Origin of the sequence: Bacteroides sp. 14(A) (assembly GCF_000526555.1) — a bacterium.
Taxonomy (GTDB): Bacteria; Bacteroidota; Bacteroidia; order Bacteroidales; family Bacteroidaceae; genus Bacteroides; species Bacteroides cellulosilyticus.
Map to the genome: position 1 here is coordinate 640,827 of NZ_JAGH01000002.1, position 18,459 is coordinate 659,285.

Sequence of the window (18,459 nt, forward strand, 5' to 3'; positions counted from 1 at the left end):
ATCAATAAATAAACTAATATATGAAAAATAGATTTTTCCTTATACTTTCATTCCTATTGTTTGCAAGTGTGTTTCCACTTGCCGCACAGAATGGTTTCACCGTATCCGGTATTGTGATGACGGAGCAAGGTGAAGAATTACCCGGTGTTACGATTCAATATAAAAACAATCCCTCCAAAGGAGCTATCACGGATGTTGATGGTAATTTCCGCATGGACAATGTTCCCGCCAATACAGTATTGGTGTTTACCTACATAGGTTATGCACCCCAGGAACTGGTGGTAAACGGAAATAAAACCAAGCAAAAGATTGCACTGAAAGAAATTGTAAATGAAACCGATGAGGTAGTGATTGTAGGTCGCGGTACTCAACGTAAAATCTCGGTAGTAGGTGCGGTAACTAACGTAAAGGCATCCGATTTACAGGTTCCTTCATCCTCGGTAACAAACATGCTGGGAGGTCGTGTACCGGGCATCATTGCCGTAACCCGAAGCGGCGAGCCTGGCAATGACTTTTCTGAATTCTGGATTCGTGGTATCAGTACTTTCGGTGCAGGTGCATCCGCTTTAGTGTTGATTGACGGTGTGGAAGGCGACCTGAATATACTTGATCCTGCCGATATTGAAAGCTTCACCATCCTGAAAGATGCTTCCTCTACAGCTGTATATGGTGTACGCGGTGCCAACGGTGTGGTACTCGTTACAACAAAGCGCGGTAAATCGGGTAAACTGAATATCAGTGTGAAAAGTAATGTCGGGCTTTCCTATTCTGCACGCAATCCCGAATATGTGGACGGATATACGTACGCACAACTAGCCAACGAAGCCTCCGTCGTACGAGGTGGACGTCCCGTATACAGTAATGCCGAGTTAAACCTGATAGAAACAGGACTGGACCCGGATTTATATCCCAATGTAAACTGGCGTGATGTTATGCTGAAAGATTATGTATGGAACAATCAGCATCACATTAGTATTAATGGTGGTGGAACGAATGCACGTTACTACATGAGTGTGGGTCTTCAACATAAGGATGCCATCTATAAGCAAGATAAAGGAATTAAAAACTATGATAACAGTGTAGGTTATAATAAATACAATTTTCGCGCAAATATCGATGCTAACCTAACCAAAAGTACTATTATTGAGCTGGGCTTATCAACAGAGATTGTAACCAATTCTTTCCCCGGATATGCCAATGATACGAAAGCCTTGTGGCAAACACAAGCCAACCTGACCCCTGTGACCGTTCCGGTACTTTATTCGGATGGTTCGCTTCCAGCCTACGGTGCCAGTGCTGACCAACAGAACCCATATATCTTACTAAACTATACAGGTTATAAGAAGAAAAATGAAACGACAAGTAGTATCCGCCTACGCCTTGAACAAGATTTTGACCAATGGATAAAAGGTCTGAAGGCAGAAGCCACCATGTCAATCAATAATTACTCAGCCTTAACACAGTCTCAAACAAAAACTCCGGCGCTCTACTATGCACAAGGAAGAAACAAAGACGGCTCCTTAAATCTGATAGAAAAAGTAGCCAAAACAGATGATAAATACGAGTCTACCAATCTGTCTACACGGAAAATCTATTTTGACGCCCGTGTTAACTATAACCGCCTGTTCAATAATGATCATCGCGTAACCGGATTAGCCGATTTTTATATGGAAGACTTCATAACCGGTGAAGCGCAAACACTTATCGCATCTATCCCAAAACGGTATACAGGTTTGGCTGGGCGTGCAACCTACTCTTACAAGGATACCTATTTCCTGGAAGGTAACATCGGCTATACCGGTTCAGAAGCATTTGAGAAAGGACAGAAGTTCGGCGTATTTCCAGCCATCTCAGCAGGTTGGGTACCTACACAATATGAATGGGTGCAGAAGAACTTGTCTTTTATCAATTTCTTCAAGATCAGAGCTTCGTATGGTATCGTAGGTAACGACCGACTTGGTAACGACACACGTTTTCCGTTCCTTTCTACCATGACCGAAGGTAGTGGAGCCGGTATCTGGGGAAGTGGCAAGAATATAGCAGAAAGCCAGGAGGCTTCCCAAAACTTACGCTGGGAAAAAGCAAAGAAGTTCGATATAGGTATTGACGGACAACTATTTAATAGTAGTGTGGAGTTTACAGTCGACTTTTTCAGTGAACGCCGTACGGGAATTTTCCAGCAACGTGCAAGTATTCCCGATGAAATGGGATTGGCTACGCTGCCTTGGGCAAACGTAGGCGAAATGAAAAGTTGGGGAGCGGATGGTAACATCTCATACACTTACCGGTTCAAAAATGATATGAGCCTGACAGGACGCGCCAACTTCACTTACTCTAACAATAAACTGCTTGAATACGAACAAAGCGGAATTAAATATCCCTACCAAGCATGGAAAGGAACACCTTGGGGAACTCAACGCGGATTAGTTGCCTTAGGACTATTCAAAGACCAGGCAGATATTGATTCAAGCCCCAAACAAACCTTCGTAACCAGTGTAATGCCAGGTGATATCAAATACAAAGATATCAATGGCGATGGTAAAATTGACAGTTACGATGAAGTACCTATCTGCTACTCCAATGTTCCACGTCTGCAATACGGTTTCGGTCTGGAATTCCATTGGAAAAGACTGACTGTAAGTGCCCTGCTTGAAGGAGTAGGCCAAGTGAACTTTCTGTATGGAGGCAGTGGTTTTCACCCTTTCAACGGTGGGCAAACAGGAAACGTACTCAGCATTGTAGCAGACGCCAGCAATCGCTGGACACCGGCTTCTTATTCCGGAACCAAAGACACGGAGAATCCGAATGCCCGTTTTCCGCGTCTCACCTACGGAGAAAACAAAAACAATAATCAGGCATCCACATTCTGGATTGCAGACGGATCTTATGTACGCTTGAAGAATGTACAGATTATGTATGACATCACTCTGCCATGCTTCAAGAAGATCGGCTTGCAAGGTTGCCAGATCAGCTTGATCGGTGATAATCTTCACTGCTGGGACAAGATCAAACTATGGGATCCGGCACAAGCATCCGACAACGGTGCGGTATACCCGCTGCAACGTGTATTTACCATACAGGCAAATCTTCAGTTCTAAACCTAAAAAACGATATGATTATGAATACCAAATATACATTTAAAGCTCTTCTTTGCGGCATATCCATCTGGGCAGGGATGAGTCTCGGATTAACCTCATGCGAGTCTTATCTGGATGTGGATTCTTACTTCTACGACCAGACAAATATTGATTCAATCTTTCAAAGTAAAGTTCGCGTCAATGAATACATTAACGGCATTGCCACCATACTACCGGATGAAAGCAAACTGTTCACCTCCTCTTATTTCCCGTTCGGCATGGGTTCCGACGAATGCTTCGCATCGTGGGCGGACGATTATGGGAAAAATGAGAAAGACCCTTACAGACATGCCGCAATGGCTCTGCTGCTGGGAGATGAAACTCCCCAAAGCGCGAACTATAATAACTGGGGAAGTTTTTATAAAGGTATCCGCAAAGCCAACATCGTGTTGACCCGCATCAGCGAATGCAAAGATTTGTCAGATATGGAACGCCGTGACTATACAGGACGCACTTACTTCTTGCGCGGATATTTCTATTTCAGTTTGCTGCGCCAATACGGACCGGTGCCTATCGTTCCCGACAAGCCTTTCGATGCCGATACCCCATCCGACGAAGCCTCTATCGAACGAAGCACATACGATGAGTGCATAGACTACATCTGTAGTGATATGGAAAAGGCGGCGGAATTCCTCCCGGATTCCCGTACACAACAATTCCAGTATATTGCAAGCAAAGGTGCAGCATTAGCGGTAATCTCTCGCTTACGCCTTTATGCGGCAAGCCCATGGTATAACGGAAATACCCGCTATGCGGACTGGAAAACAGCCGATGGGCGGAATTTCATTTCTCAAAACAACGATAACTCTAAATGGGGTGTAGCCGCTGTAGCTGCCAAACGAATCATTGATATGGGAAAATACGCACTCTTTACAACTGCCCGTACAGAAAGAACACAGGAACTCCCGTCCAATATTTCACAGGCCGGTTTCCCTGACGGGGCCGGTAATATCGATCCTTACGCATCTTACAAGAGCCTGTTCGATGGTTCTGTGAATGCAGAGTTAGTTCCGGAATATATTTATTATTGCAATGCCATAGTGAAAGAGAACTCTCCTCAATGGCTGGCGACCCCTACCGCTCTGGGAGGTGCCAACGGTATAAACCTCTGTATGGATTTGATTGATTCCTATAAAATGATAGATGGATATGACATCCACCATTCCAGCGCAAACTATCCTTACCCTGATGCCTCTCATGCAGGTGATCCGATAGATATTGCTTACAGGGTATCTGACGGCTATACCGTGAATGGCAATGTAGCCAAAGTAGATGCTTACCGTGAACCTCGCTTTTACGCAACCATAGGATATAATCATTGTATCTGGCCTGGAACTTCTTATGTAGGCAATGACCCGGTGACCAATGTAGAAGTGACTTATTACTCTGATGGTAATGCAGGCCCGCTTCCCGAATACCCGGACAATTACAACCGTACAGGCTATACTCTCCGTAAATACATCAATCAGGAAGATAACATGAAAGGTTCCTGCCGTGCCAAAACATTTGCCGTATTCCGCTATGCGGAAATCCTCCTCAATTATGTAGAGGCATTAAATGAATTGGAAGGAAGTTATACGGATGAAGCCACAGGTATCACCGTGACCCGTAATACAGAAGAAATAAAGAAGTATTTCAATATGATACGTTATCGTGCCGGTATGCCGGGCATTACCGATGCCGAACTGAACAGTAGAGACGATATGCGTGAAGCTATTAAGCAGGAACGTAAAGTGGAGTTTGCCCTCGAAGGGCTTCGCTACCATGATTTACGCCGTTGGGGCGATGCGGACGCAGCTTATAATACAAAGATTATCGGCTGGAACACCAAAGCCAGAGTAAATAACCGTACCGGATTCTACACCCGTACAATATGGGATTCAGAGAGAATACAGAAGCGTGTATTTACACAGAAGATGTACTTCTTCCCCATCCCACAGACAACGTTGGATCATAATGCAAAACTGGTTCAGAATCCAGGCTGGTAATTAACTTTAATATTAAGACAATTATGAAAAAGCATATTTTATTTTCATTAGCAATAGGTTCGCTCTTTGTACTCACCGGATGTGAGAACACCAATGTTTGGGAAGAGGAACAGTATATAAAACAAGCCTATCTCGTAGGTATCGGAGAAGAAGGAGCATTAGTGACCCGCAACGTCAACTATGCGGACGAAAGTGCAGAAACTTTCGTATCGGTAGGCACCAGCGGCTCATTGAATCCGGATGGGGACATTCACTGTACATTGATTGAAGATCCCTCAGGCATCACTTCTTACAATCAAAAATATAAATCGAGTACGGAAATCCAATATCAGGCACTTCCTGCGGCCAATTACAACATATCTTCAATGAATGCAGTGATCCGTGCCGGAGAATCTTATGCCCGCATACCTGTTACCATCCACCCGGAAGGATTACATTGTGATTCCTTATACGCCCTTCCGCTGAAAATGGAATCTTGCAAAGAGTACCCTGTTGCACAAGCTGAAACAGTGGTTCTGTTCGCTATAAAGACCTACAACAACTACTCGGGATACTACAATTACATTGGTACCAACAACGGAGCTTCCTTTAGTTTGATTCGTAATGCCGTTGCCGTAAACAAGAACACAATTCGTATTTATTATACAGGTACTGAGGAACTGGCAAGAGCGAAAGATACCGGACTCACCATTACAGTGAACGAAGATAACACACTCAGCCTTGCCGGATGGAAGAACCTGAATGTTACAGAGGGAAGCGGAAGCTACGATCCTCAAAACAAAACATTCAGCTTTACATGCAAGGTGAATGGGAATGAAGTGGAAGCCTATTTAATATCGGCAACGGCAAGCGAAGAATAATCGTAACCGGAAAGGATATATTAAAAACCACCACAGATTATACAGATAAAAACAGATACTTGCTTCTTCAATATAAACAATCTGTGAGTATCAGTGTAATCCGTGGTGAATTATTAATTACATAAATGAACTATTATCATGAGAGAAAAAAACATCAAAAGAGTGTTCTTGTGTTGTCTCACCGCTTTGGCTGTTAATACCTATGCCCAGAATTTCAACTGGGTCAGCAGTACAGAAGGCAACACTTGGAAACAATCAAAAGTGAAATTACAATCGAGCGCCGGCCAAACCCCGCTTTTAGATATCAGCGGAACGGAAGAAGGCACCACATTCAAAGCATGGGGAACCACTTTCAACGAACTGTGCTGGGATGCCTTGAACATGCTCACCCGTGATGAACAGGACGACCTGTTGAAGAAAATGTTTTCCCCTGAAGGAGAACTTCGTTTCAACAGAGGCCGTATTTCGATGAATGCCAATGACTATGCCCGCGACTGGTATAGCTGCGACGAAGTATCAGGCGACTTCCAACTGAAGTATTTCAATATCAACCGTGATAAACTGGCTATTATCCCCTTTGTCCGTGCAGCGCAAAAGTATAATCCGGATATGACTTTCTGGATGTCTCCCTGGTCACCTCCCAGCTGGATGAAAATTAACAATGACTATCCGGTTCGCAGTGACAGGACTAATAAGATGTCGCCTCTGTCTGATGTAGTACTCTATGAGGATAATACGGAGACACGCGATAACGTCTTCCCCCGACAACTCGCAGTGAATGACTACATGATTCAGGATCCACGCTATCTGCAAACTTATGCCAACTTCTTCTGTAAGTTCATTGATGCTTATAAAGAACAAGGAATTCCCATCGATATGATCATGTATCAGAATGAAGCATACAGTTATACCCCGTATCCCGGTTGTGCCTGGACAGCTGAGGGTACCGTACGTTTCAACGTAGAGTATCTGGCGCCCACATTAAAGAAACATCATCCGGAAGTAACTCTCTACCTTGGTACTTTCAATACCAACCGCTATGACTATGTTGATAAAATACTTTCCGATCCACGCATGCCGCAAAGCGTTCAGGGAGTTGGCTTTCAGTGGGAAGGAGGACAGATACTGCCTAAAATACGTGCCAAATACCCCCAGTACAAGTATATGCAGACAGAAAGCGAATGCGGTGGGGGCACCTTCGACTGGAGAGCGGGCGAACACACCTTCCATCTGATTAATCACTATCTGGGTAATGGCTGCGAAGAGTACACCTTCTGGAACAATACCCTCTGCGATAACGGTGAAAGTCCCTGGGGTTGGAAACAGAATGCTTTGATACATGTTGATTCAAAATCCCGTACGGCAACTCTTACACCGGAGTATTATGCTGTAAGACATTATAGCCAGTTCGTAACACCCGGTTCACGCGTTATAGCCTACAAGCCTTCAACAGAAGGAAGAACACCGGTCTTGGTAGTGGAAACTCCAGAAAAGAAAAAGGTAGTGATAGCCGGAAACTTTAATGATGAGGCTAAAAAAGTAACCGTGAAGTTACGGGACCGTTACCTGAACATTGAACTTCAACCGCACTCTTTCAATACATTCGAAGAGAAATAAATTACTAAAATAAAAAATAGTGAAGAATCTCTACTCATAAAAGAGAAGTAGATTCTTCACTACACTAAAATAAAAATTACTTGTTTCCTAAATAACAAAATTCCATTTGAGATATTCTTTTTACCATTTAATTCATCTTTCCTGAAGAAGAATTATTTATAAGATCTATTTTCTAATATTTCTATCTGCTCAGTTTTAGTTTCACTCCGAAGTAAATTTATCAAGGTATCAACATCAAACCGAAATTCAGGATCAAAACTATCGGAATGCATATACTGAAGTATACTATTATAAAATTGTCTCACTTCTGGTTTATCTTTCACAGTTTTCAAATCAGCCATACATATCAACAACTTTCCTTTATTAACAGCAAGTTCAAAAAGCAAACCTAATTTATGATTCCTTTCAATGTTATCAATAACCTGTACAATAGGAGTATATTGGGAAGGGAATTTATCTAATATCATCGGATAACTCTGTTTAATAATAGAAAACCATTGCCAATCTGTATGAAAATCAGTAGGAAAGTCATTAAATAGGGGATGCTCTGGATTAACCAGAATTCCTAATGTACCTGGAGACACTGGCTTCTTATTATTTTCACTAATAGTTTTAAACATTCGATAATTCCAATAGTCAGTCTGGAAAAGGCCAGCTATAGTTTGTTTCTCATATAGTTTATGCTTGGGAAACCACAATACCTTACCTCCATTTTTCAGTTCTTCTATAACCTTTTCTCCCAAGGTATCAGTTATAATAATATCCGTGAATTGCCTGATTACATTGTTCGACGGATATATCCAAAGTCCGTAAGTATTTTGATAAGATGTTCCCACTATATTTATTTCCAGATCTAATCTTTGAGCTTTGTCCACATCAGAAATATTAGGATGAATCCTTCCGATTTCTATCAGTCCTACATCTTTCGATGATATCTCCAGGCTACCTTTATCTAAAATTTTTCCCTGCAAGGACTTTAATTTCCATATTACAGATTTTCCATTCAATGATTCTTCTGTATAATTAGCAATCTTTATTATTGCTGATATCTGTTCGTCACTACTCCAACAGAATTTATCTATAATTAACAATGGCACAGTTTCACAACAGAATCCTCTCCATTTCTCTGGCGTAATAAGTTCTTTGCTATCCATAAAAGCATCCAATATACCCACATAAGCTGAACCTTGCCCAGGATAATCTTGCAGATCCAACAAATGGAAGCCCCCAAAGCCATCCGTTCTCAGATCCATCTCTATCTCTGCCTTATAAAGTTCTACAGCCCATTTTCCTGATGCACGGAAGAAGTTATCAGCCTGTTTCAACATTCCTGCCTCCGCCAACCTATTTTTGAAGATTTCCATGTTATAAGGATAAAGTACACCTTTATATTTTTCTATTTCCTTATAATTGGGATATATCTGATATTGTCCTGTTTCAAAGCTGACTACAGGAATCTTGCAACCAGCTATAGCAGAAGAAAAATCCATTGTTGTATTTGGATAAGTATGGTTTAGGTATCCACCATCATAAGCATCAGCAAAGGAAAAAGATGCTCGCACATGTGTATTGAAAGTACCGGGCTGTTCTCCACCAATGCGACACGTCACCAAAAAATCTTCACCTGGCAAATACCCCTTAAACCCTAAATAATTATTAGAACCAAAAGCGTATAGTCGCCGATCGTCTATGCTCCTGAAAGTGTTAATGAGATCTTTCATCACATCCAAATCACCACCGAGTTCATTACCCAATGCAAACATAACAAAAGATGCATGGTTCCCATATTCATTCTGTATATTGATTCCCTCTTTAGTCAGAAAGGAGTTTAGATATTTATCATTTTTGTTAAAGGCTCCCCAAAAAGGTAATTCAGCCTGGATGTAGATACCTTCCATATCAGCAGCCAGAAAACAAGCTTCCGGCGGGCACCACGAATGAAAACGATAATGATTAATACCATATGATTTGGCTACTCGAAAATAGTGTTGCCACGTTTCTACATCCATTGCTGTATGACCTGTCAACGGAAATACACACGCATCATGCTTACCACGTAAAAACGTCTTATGTCCATTTATAGCGAATTGCGTACCGGAAGTTTTAAACTCTCTCAATCCAAAGTTAACTATTTGCTCATCGACATCACCTATTTGAACATGTAATTTGTATAAAACAGGATGAAACTCACTCCATAATAATGCATCACTCCCCAAGTCATAATCAAATTCGTATTCTTCCTGCATTTTTGTCAACCTATATGATTTCGCCTTTGTTTTATACCTTGTTTTTGTATTCCAAGTTTCCGCATATAGAATTAACTCTGTATTCTTTTTTATTTTTTCTGGTGAAGCAATATTCACCCTTACACGAACCGATTTCTTATACACATCGGGATATACCTGCACCTCCTTTATATGAAGTCTGTTTTTTACTTCCAGATACATATTGCCAATGATGCCATTCCAATTAGTCTGTGTCGACTCTGTAAATGCATGCGAATAGCCTATCAGTTGAGGTGGTACAGATTTGCCATTATCAATCATGATAGTAATTTCATGTTTCCCAGGCACGAGTTGGTTAGATAAATCATAAATCTGGCAAGTTGAAATATTATCATTCCGCCCTACCTCTACTCCATCAATCCAGACGCAAGTTGGCTTCGTCCGTTCCAACATAAGCCGAATATACTTACCTTTCCACTTTTGGGGAATTTCGACTGTTTTTTTATACCAAGCCTTTCCTACATAAGAGAATAACCTACTCAGGTTCGTTGTCTCATCCTTTTTTATTATAGGATTACCTTTCTTGTTTGTATCTGTTGTACCAGGAAGAATTATCTGTTCTGTGAAGCTCTTTTCTGCATAATTCTCTGCTATGCCCACTCCATCCGGATCAAGTTTGAACTGCCATAAACCTTCTAAATTTATCCGGAAGAGCTCTTCTTGTGCCCGCATACCAGTTATTGCACATAGTACTAAGACTACCAGCAAGTATATCTTTCTTACCATTATCCAAATAATTATATTAAAATCAGTTTTCTTCGATTATCAGTAAGTCCCACGGTTCAATAGTAATAAGTTCATCTTTCTTTACCGTCTTCTTACTTAGCAGATCAATGCCATTCTTACTATAATTGTACTTAATAGGCTGGGAAGAAGCAGAATAATTGAATATATAACGAATCCGCTTTCCCTGATCATTTATACCCTGTCTAACAATTATTGGAAATTTATAGTCCTCTTTATGTCTTAATCCAGCTTGTTTAGTCTCTTGGCAGATGATTTTATCTAACAGTTCCCAAGAAGGATATGTAGCAATATAAACTAAACTCCCTTTCCCATAATTATTTTTTGTCACAACTGGCCATTTCTGAAAAAATGAATGCTCAACATATGCTAATGGTTGTGCCGTCTCCGGAATAATAAACTCCATAAATTCACTTGCTGCATTTGATTCTATTCCCCAAGGATTTTCTTTTAACTTCATCGCCCCTATCGTAGAATACTCCTGATAATAGAAACCACATACTTTACGTAATGGCCCCGGAGCTATCTCTGTTCTTGCCGCATCAAATTCATTGCAATAACCACTTTTATACATCATAATTACTTTGCCACCCTGTTCCACAAATGTCGAAATCTTATTCAAAAGAGACTCAGAGGCAACATACAGTGGCGGAATGATCAACAATTTATATTCAGAGAAATCGCAATCATCATTATCACATGGAACAATATCCGTCTCTATATTCATATTAAACAATATTTGATGTATCATTTCAACAGGATAATTTTCTCTATTTGTATAAGGCATAAATTGTAGGCCATAATATGAATCATGACTGAACAAAATGGCGACTTCATTCTTTTTCCGTAGATTTACAAGTTTCTGACCTATCTTCTTCAACTCTCCAGCTACAGTAGCAAATTCCTTATAAATACGATTAGGAACCAAATCATGCCCCAACACTCCCCGCCAATACATTTCCTGTCCATAATGCAGAGTTGACCAATGCCAGTATTCCACCATATTGGCTCCAGATGCTAAATGGGAATAAACATTCTGACGTAATTGACGGTCATAAGGAGGATATTGTGCTTTTGCATCCCACCCTCTACCTTGTGCATTGGTTTCAGTTATAAGATAATTGCCTTTCGACACCGTACGCATAAAGTCCCCTCCATAAGCTATGAAATGCCCGTCTTGTTTATCTTGAACATCATGATAAATATTAATTGCGGGATATTGCATCTGACGCATACTCTCTGTCTGGTCCATTTCATGAAAAAACGGCATGAAACAGTGTGTCACAAACTGATCCTTTCGCCTATATTCATTCACAATATCCACCTGCCAATTTAAAAAATCAGCAACTTTCTTTCTTCCGTACCGTTCCCATTCCAGTTTATAAGAAGGGTTTGTAACTCCGTCTCTGGCATAAAATTCTTCCCATGTATGTATATTCATTCCCCAATAATTGAGCCCCCACGCATGGTTCAAGGAGTCAAGACTATTATTGAATTTCCGTTTTATATAACTCCGAAATCCCACAAAGAAATCCTGATTATTAATTCCACGCGCTAAAGTTTCATTATCTACCTGATAGCCAATAATACCAGGATGCGAAGCATAATGTTCCAACAGCCGACGGATAATACGTTCACTATAAAAAAGATAAGTAGGATTTGTAATATCCATATTTTGTCTAATACCATAATGAGCTTTTCCACCCCTCTGATATACCGCTAATACTTCTGGATGCTTTTCTGCCATCCAGGCCGGAATAGAATAAGTAGGCGTCCCTAAAATAACTTTAATACCAGCCGCATACATTTTATCAACAATCCGGTCCATCCATTTAAAATCAAAAACCCCTTCTTGTGGCTCAAATAAACCCCAAGCAGATTCACCAACACGCACCACATTAAGGCCACATTCCTTCATCATCTGAATATCTTTGTCCAGACGTTCAGATGGCATATATTCATGATAATAAGCAGCACCGTACAATACATTATCGAATTTGGGCTGTGCATATATAATTTTACCTATTGAAATAAATAATATCCATAAAATCAACTTCTTCATATTCTTCTCTTTCAATTATATTTATGAAAAGAGAATGTCCGAAATTAAAAAGTTATAAATATAATTATCGAACATCCTCTCATATTTTTATTACTTTTCTGCTGGTTGATCTGCTACCAATGGCCAATACGGATTCTGATAAAGAGGAGAATCTTCTACATTATTACCACTTGGCAATGTCACCAAAAATTGCTTATACATAATAGGGGTCAGGTAATGTGCCATGTGCCACATATAGCCATTACTACATTTCTGATTACTATTTTTCTGATAAGGTCGAAGATATTCACTAACTGCCGGAGAAGATACAGTAGCCTTGTCTGAACCATCAGCCAATAAGTCATTATACCATTTTTCCATTGGTGTATTCCAGATATGAATTCCTTCTACAAAATATGGAGTACTTATCATCTGATCCATAGCTCTCCAACGGCACAAATCCATATAGCGTAAGCCTTCTGCCATCAACTCACACCGACGCTCCCGGCGGATATTATACAAGGTAGCATCAATTAGGCGTCCACCCGAGTAAGCTCCCCAGTCGTTTTTGGCCTCCTCATTCATATCGGTCTGTGATATTGTCTTTTCAAAATTACTATCTACATGAGCACGTTCACGAATAATCTGCCAATATTCTTTAGCCAGATTATCCAGAGAACTATTCTTCTCATAACATGCCTCCATATAGTTAAGTAATGCCTCAGCTGCCCGATAGCAAATAGAGGCAGAATAACTGTTCATATTCAAATAGTTCGACTGGTCAAAAGAGCCTCCTTTCCTCAAAGCATAACCAGTCAGATATCCTCTCTGATCGTCTACGGAGGTTATCAACGGATATGGCTCTTCCATCCATGCTTCTGTGCCTTCCGGATTTTCATACAAAATACTTTTCTGCCCAGGCTCCTTTAAAAATACAACCAATCTTGAATCACGGTTCTGACGAACATCATGGATCGTTTTATCACCTTTATAATATTCATTTCCATCAGCATAACTGCCGTTTTTGTATACAGGTGTTCCGTCAGACATCAAGAAGTTATTTACCAACCCTCTGGTCACACCAATTCTATTATTTCCCTGATTAGCTGCAATGTCAACAGCATGGGTAACAAGGCTACGCCCATATTGTCGCCACAACAAGACTTCCGGATAGGAAGATAAATCCTCATTAGCAAACATTTCAAAATAAGGATTCTCTGGTTCAGTTGCCGATTGCTGTAGCACACCCGTATTGGTAGTCAGACTTCCTTTATATTTTTCAGCAACTTCTTTAGCAGCAACCATAGACTGCTCAAGGAAATAAGTTATTTCATTATCTATACTTCCCGACTGATATTGATAATTAGCATTATATTCTTTATTCTTTCCAGGCCATCCTTCACCATTAGGCACAAAGACAGTTCCTTTAAAGTACTTCAGCCATGTACCTTCAAATAGCGCAACCCTTGACTTCAATAACAAAGCAACATCTTTGTTAATGCGATTAGTACCCATCTGCTGTTCACTCATAAGAGTAGCAGCCTTATCCAAATCGGACAAAATAAATCGTGCTACCTCATTTCTGGGCATCCGCTTGTTAACTTCAATAAGAACATCTTTGTCGTCAGGTAAAGGCTCTGTTACAATTGGAAAATCACCAAACTTCCAATAACGTTTAAAATATTCGCAAGCACGCAAGAAGTAAACCTCACCAATATAGTGTTTGATTTCTGATATATTTCCTTCTATGGTATTCTGTGAGCCATTCAAGTCTTCACCATACTTCACCAATACATTCGAAAGAAAAAAATTAGTATGATAAATCCAATCAAACTTCCAGTCATTACTTTCTGTATTAGGAACTTTCCATAGTCCATCAGCATAAATATTACTTGCTTCAGCTCCTGTTTGATTATCAGTGCCTGCATCTATCCCATAAATTCCATAATTATTACCACTATTGGAATGAGACGGAAGAATATCAGGGTACATTCTGTCGGCATAGGCCTTAAGTTGAGAGCTGTTTGTAAAATAAGTTTCCGGAGAAAGGTTGGACTGAGGAGTCCTGTCCAAAAAATCATCACAAGAGACAAGTCCGGTTACCACGGCACTTATCATTATAATTTTTACTATTTTCATTTTATCAAGTTATTAAAAGGTTACATTAAGGCCAAAAGACCAGGTTCTGGAAAGTGGATACGCATTTCCTCGCTTATCAAATCCACCATTGATTGTTTCCGGATCATACAGTGCAGAAAGAGAGGTTCCTGTCCAAAGATTCTCACCGGATACATAAAGCCTGCATTTATTCAAGCCAATCTTCTGTATCCATTGTTTGGGCAATGAATAGCCTACCTGGAGATTCTTCAAGCGGATATAAGAAGCATCCTGTAAATAACGACTTTGTACTTTCTGATTCTTTGTTCCGTTATCCATCACTGGACGAGGATAATATGCATCCAAATTAGCGGAAATCTCATGCCCGGGTAAGCCAATCGATTCTGCACGGAAATAATCGTTGTGCTCTTCAAGTCCAATAGAGTACCACATACCTGTGTAGATTCCCCAGAAAGTTCCACCATTACACCAATAATCACGTTTCATTACACCCTGGAAGAAACAACGTATATCAAAACCTTTCCAGTCAGCCGTCAAATCAAGACCAAAGAAATAGCGGGGTGTATTATTACCGATCACTCTTAAGTCACCATGATCTTCCAAAGTACGTCCTCCTTCTGTAATACCAGGTTTACCATCCAAATCTTTGTACATAATATCACCTGCAGCCCAATTGAATCCTAAAGCATCTTGACCACCCACTTTGTTAAGATGTTCCTGCATTTCGGCATCACTCTTAGCGATCCCTACAGTCTCAAAACCCCATATTTCACCAATTTCCCTTCCTGCAATATAAGTGTCGATAGAGTGAGCACTATTACCCGGATAACTTTCTATAACAGTCTTTGCATCTGACAATACGAGTCCAACTCCATATCCCAAACCATTATTCAACCTATCTCTCCAGTTGATATTCAAATCCCAACCAGTGGTCTTTAGGTCACAGTTATTAGTTTTAGGAACTTTAATACCCAAAATACCAGGTAATTCAGGAGCAGGACCTACCATATTATCTGTATATCGTGTATAATAATCAAATGATCCCGTTAAACGATTATTAAAAATCCCGAACTCTAAACCTATATTCCATGTACGTACAGTCTCCCAAGTCAATGAAGTACTAACTAAATCGCCTACTAATGCTGTATTGGGCTTTTTCAAATTCTCCATCCAACCTCCGTCATAAGCACCTAAATACATCATCCGATAAGTCGGATACCATGAGTTGGTATTCTGATTGCCAAGCTCACCATAAGAAAAGCGTAACTTCAGTGCATTTACTGTTTTACTAAATGGTTCCCAAAATTCCTCGTTAGCAATATTCCACCCCACAGAAGCCGAAGGAGAAGTCTGCCAGCGACTACCACGCCTGAATCGGGAAGTTCCATCATAACGCATATTGAACTCTGCTAGATAGCGCCCTTTATAGTCATAATTCACTCGTCCGAAAAAGCCTGCTGTAGCCCATTCATTATAGTTACCTTTGATTGAAGGTGTTAATTCTTTTCCATTCCCATCCGTACCAGTAGTCAAATCAAATTGAGGCATACCGTCTACCATCAGCCCATTTTTCAGAACCGAAGAATACTCTTGCTTCATCTCTTCAATTTGTAGACCTGCCATCACTTTCAAATTATGGACATCATTAAATGAATGTTCATAAGTACTGTAGACGTTCAGGTTCCAGAAATCCTCTTTTTTATTTTCATTATACAGGTATGAAGTACCATTTGTATTAACCACATTTCCGTTTACATCATGGTTATAGACTGGCAAACCTGTCTCTTTTATATTGTAATCCAATATACTATAATTAAAATCTATATTAGTCACCCATCCTTTAATTGGCTCTATCAGCAGAGAGGCCTGATAATAATGTTGATCAGAAGTCGTATTACGATTCCCTCCCTCAGCCAAAACCATAGCCGGATTTGTTGCATTATTATCAAAGTAATATCCATTAGGATCATAAACGGGAAGATTAGGCCATGTCAGACGATCAAAACATTCATAAAACCAACCGTTAAAAGCCGTAGGACGTTCATTCTCTTTTCTCACGAAACGAGTAGTAAGATTGAACTTCAACCAATCGGTTAAAGTAGTATTAAGTTTAGCTGTAGCTGAATAACGCTCTATACCATCATGTCCATGACGTAATAAACCATTTTGATTCAGATAATTAAAAGAAGCATAATAAGCCACTCTTTCCGCCCCGCCATTCACACTTAAGTTGTGTTCTTGTGAGAACACATTATCTTCATATACTTCTTTATACCAGTCTGTATTCGCATAGGCATTCGTAAAAGGGTCATAATCCGGTTTACCCCATTGCCCATTTGATGAAGACGGCACTCCACCATCAATCCTCCCAGACTGATAATCAATCATTTGTTGCATGATATCATCATTGAAAATCATACCCCCACCATTATTCAAAGATGCAGCATTAAAAAAGTTAGCAAAGGTATAAGAATCCATCATTTTAGGTAAGTTAATGGGGCTTGCTATACGGAAATTATTGTTATAACTTATAGAAGCCTTTCCAGCCTTCCCTTTTTTAGTCGTAATCAAGATTACTCCAAAAGGCGCACGCGATCCATAAATAGAAGCCGCCGCCGCATCTTTCAGCACAGAAATATTCTCAATATCTTGTGGGTTGACAGTATTAATATCTCCCTCCATACCATCAATTAAAATCAGTGGACTCCCACTTGAACCATCACCGATGGTACCCACACCGCGAATATTGATGTTCATATTCTGATCCAGTTCACCGGTACTGGTAGAAATTTGTAAGCCTGGAACGACCCCTTGCAAAGCCTGAGTAGCAGTTGCTACAGGACGTGCTTCAAATGTTTCTGCATCTACCGTACTGACAGCACCGGTCAGGTTCACTTTTTTCTGCGTTCCAAAACCTATAACCACCACTTCATCCAAAGTTTGAGTATCTTCTTTTAAAGTCACTGCTAATGGTTTCTCACCTACAGGGACCACACGTAGTTCTTTGTAACCAATATACGATACACACAGTGTACTGCCAGTAGATATCTCCAGAGTAAAATTTCCATCTATATCAGTAATCGTACCATTCGAAGGATTGCCTTCTTCGGTGACTGTCGCCCCGATTACCGGTTCACCTTCCACATCGGTCACTGTACCTTTAATCTTTTGCTTCTTTTGTTCTTTTGTGGAGTTCTGGTTCTGAGTCCCCTTTCTGACAATTATATTTTTCCCTTGGATCTCGTAGGAAACATTCTGTCCTTTCAGTATCTGTTTGACTGCTTCATCCAATTGACTGGCATCAATTGATACTTTCCTATCAGTATTAATATCTCCTGCAATATAAACGAATGAATAACCACTTTGAGTTTGTAACTCCGTTATCGCCTTCTTTACTGATACATTGCTCATTTTCAGAGATATATCCTGAGAGTACATACTAAGATTCAGGCATAGCAAAGCCCCGACCACAAGAATGGCCTTTTTTCTGTAATTCATAAATTTAGAAATTAATGATTAAAACATCTGATAAAAGGCGTTCTTAAAGAAATGTTTTCATTACTTTTGTAACACTTCTTAAAAGCACCTTACACTTAATTGACTGAGTTGAAGGACGAGAAGTGAAAATCGGGAGGTCTCGTACATCTTCCGATTTTCTTATATATACTC

General features: G+C 40.3%; 8 protein-coding genes. 4 read left to right on the top strand and 4 right to left on the bottom strand.

Going from position 1 to position 18,459, the window contains the following annotated elements; all coding sequences use genetic code 11:
* Window positions 1–20 precede the first annotated feature (20 nt).
* The 4 genes from K429_RS0110125 (at window position 21) to K429_RS0110140 (ending at window position 7,602) form a co-directional block, all read left to right on the top strand.
* Window positions 21–3,098: a TonB-dependent receptor gene (locus tag K429_RS0110125; protein ID WP_022209621.1), complete on the top strand. Its 3,078-nt coding sequence runs from the start codon at window positions 21–23 to the stop codon at window positions 3,096–3,098.
* Between the two features lie 20 nt (window positions 3,099–3,118).
* Window positions 3,119–5,125 carry a RagB/SusD family nutrient uptake outer membrane protein gene (locus K429_RS0110130; protein WP_231501839.1) on the top strand — a complete coding sequence of 669 codons (2,007 nt, stop codon included), beginning with the start codon at window positions 3,119–3,121 and terminating at the stop codon, window positions 5,123–5,125.
* 23 nt (window positions 5,126–5,148) lie between these two features.
* Window positions 5,149–5,985, top strand: coding sequence for a BT_3987 domain-containing protein (locus tag K429_RS0110135; protein WP_026366821.1), 837 nt, complete (start codon window positions 5,149–5,151; stop codon window positions 5,983–5,985).
* A 138-nt stretch (window positions 5,986–6,123) separates the two neighbouring features.
* Window positions 6,124–7,602 carry a beta-glycosidase gene (locus tag K429_RS0110140; protein WP_026366822.1) on the top strand — a complete coding sequence of 493 codons (1,479 nt, stop codon included), beginning with the start codon at window positions 6,124–6,126 and terminating at the stop codon, window positions 7,600–7,602.
* Between the two features lie 152 nt (window positions 7,603–7,754).
* On the opposite strand, the gene K429_RS0110145 is transcribed toward K429_RS0110140, so the two are convergent.
* The 4 genes from K429_RS0110145 to K429_RS0110160 form a co-directional block, all read right to left on the bottom strand.
* Window positions 7,755–10,613, bottom strand: a complete 2,859-nt coding sequence (locus K429_RS0110145) for a sugar-binding domain-containing protein (RefSeq protein WP_026366823.1) — start codon at window positions 10,611–10,613, stop codon at window positions 7,755–7,757.
* 22 nt (window positions 10,614–10,635) lie between these two features.
* Window positions 10,636–12,693, bottom strand: a complete 2,058-nt coding sequence (locus K429_RS0110150; protein ID WP_044096778.1) for a beta-galactosidase — start codon at window positions 12,691–12,693, stop codon at window positions 10,636–10,638.
* A 90-nt stretch (window positions 12,694–12,783) separates the two neighbouring features.
* Window positions 12,784–14,811 (bottom strand): RagB/SusD family nutrient uptake outer membrane protein, encoded by a 2,028-nt coding sequence (locus K429_RS0110155; protein WP_026366825.1) that lies wholly within the window; start codon window positions 14,809–14,811, stop codon window positions 12,784–12,786.
* A 12-nt stretch (window positions 14,812–14,823) separates the two neighbouring features.
* A complete protein-coding gene (locus K429_RS0110160; RefSeq protein WP_026366826.1) occupies window positions 14,824–18,288 on the bottom strand; it encodes a TonB-dependent receptor in 3,465 nt (1,154 codons plus the stop codon).
* Between the last annotated feature and the right edge of the window lie 171 nt (window positions 18,289–18,459).

What these genes read in the sequence shown, in the direction of transcription:
- K429_RS0110125 (WP_022209621.1), top strand. Translation starts at nt 21, where the DNA reads ATGAAAAATAGATTTTTCCTTATACTTTCATTCCTATTGTTTGCAAGT.
- K429_RS0110155 (WP_026366825.1), bottom strand. Translation starts at nt 14,811, where the DNA reads ATGAAAATAGTAAAAATTATAATGATAAGTGCCGTGGTAACCGGACTT.
- K429_RS0110160 (WP_026366826.1), bottom strand. Translation starts at nt 18,288, where the DNA reads ATGAATTACAGAAAAAAGGCCATTCTTGTGGTCGGGGCTTTGCTATGC.
- K429_RS0110135 (WP_026366821.1), top strand. Translation starts at nt 5,149, where the DNA reads ATGAAAAAGCATATTTTATTTTCATTAGCAATAGGTTCGCTCTTTGTA.
- K429_RS0110140 (WP_026366822.1), top strand. Translation starts at nt 6,124, where the DNA reads ATGAGAGAAAAAAACATCAAAAGAGTGTTCTTGTGTTGTCTCACCGCT.
- K429_RS0110150 (WP_044096778.1), bottom strand. Translation starts at nt 12,693, where the DNA reads ATGAAGAAGTTGATTTTATGGATATTATTTATTTCAATAGGTAAAATT.
- K429_RS0110130 (WP_231501839.1), top strand. Translation starts at nt 3,119, where the DNA reads ATGAATACCAAATATACATTTAAAGCTCTTCTTTGCGGCATATCCATC.
- K429_RS0110145 (WP_026366823.1), bottom strand. Translation starts at nt 10,613, where the DNA reads ATGGTAAGAAAGATATACTTGCTGGTAGTCTTAGTACTATGTGCAATA.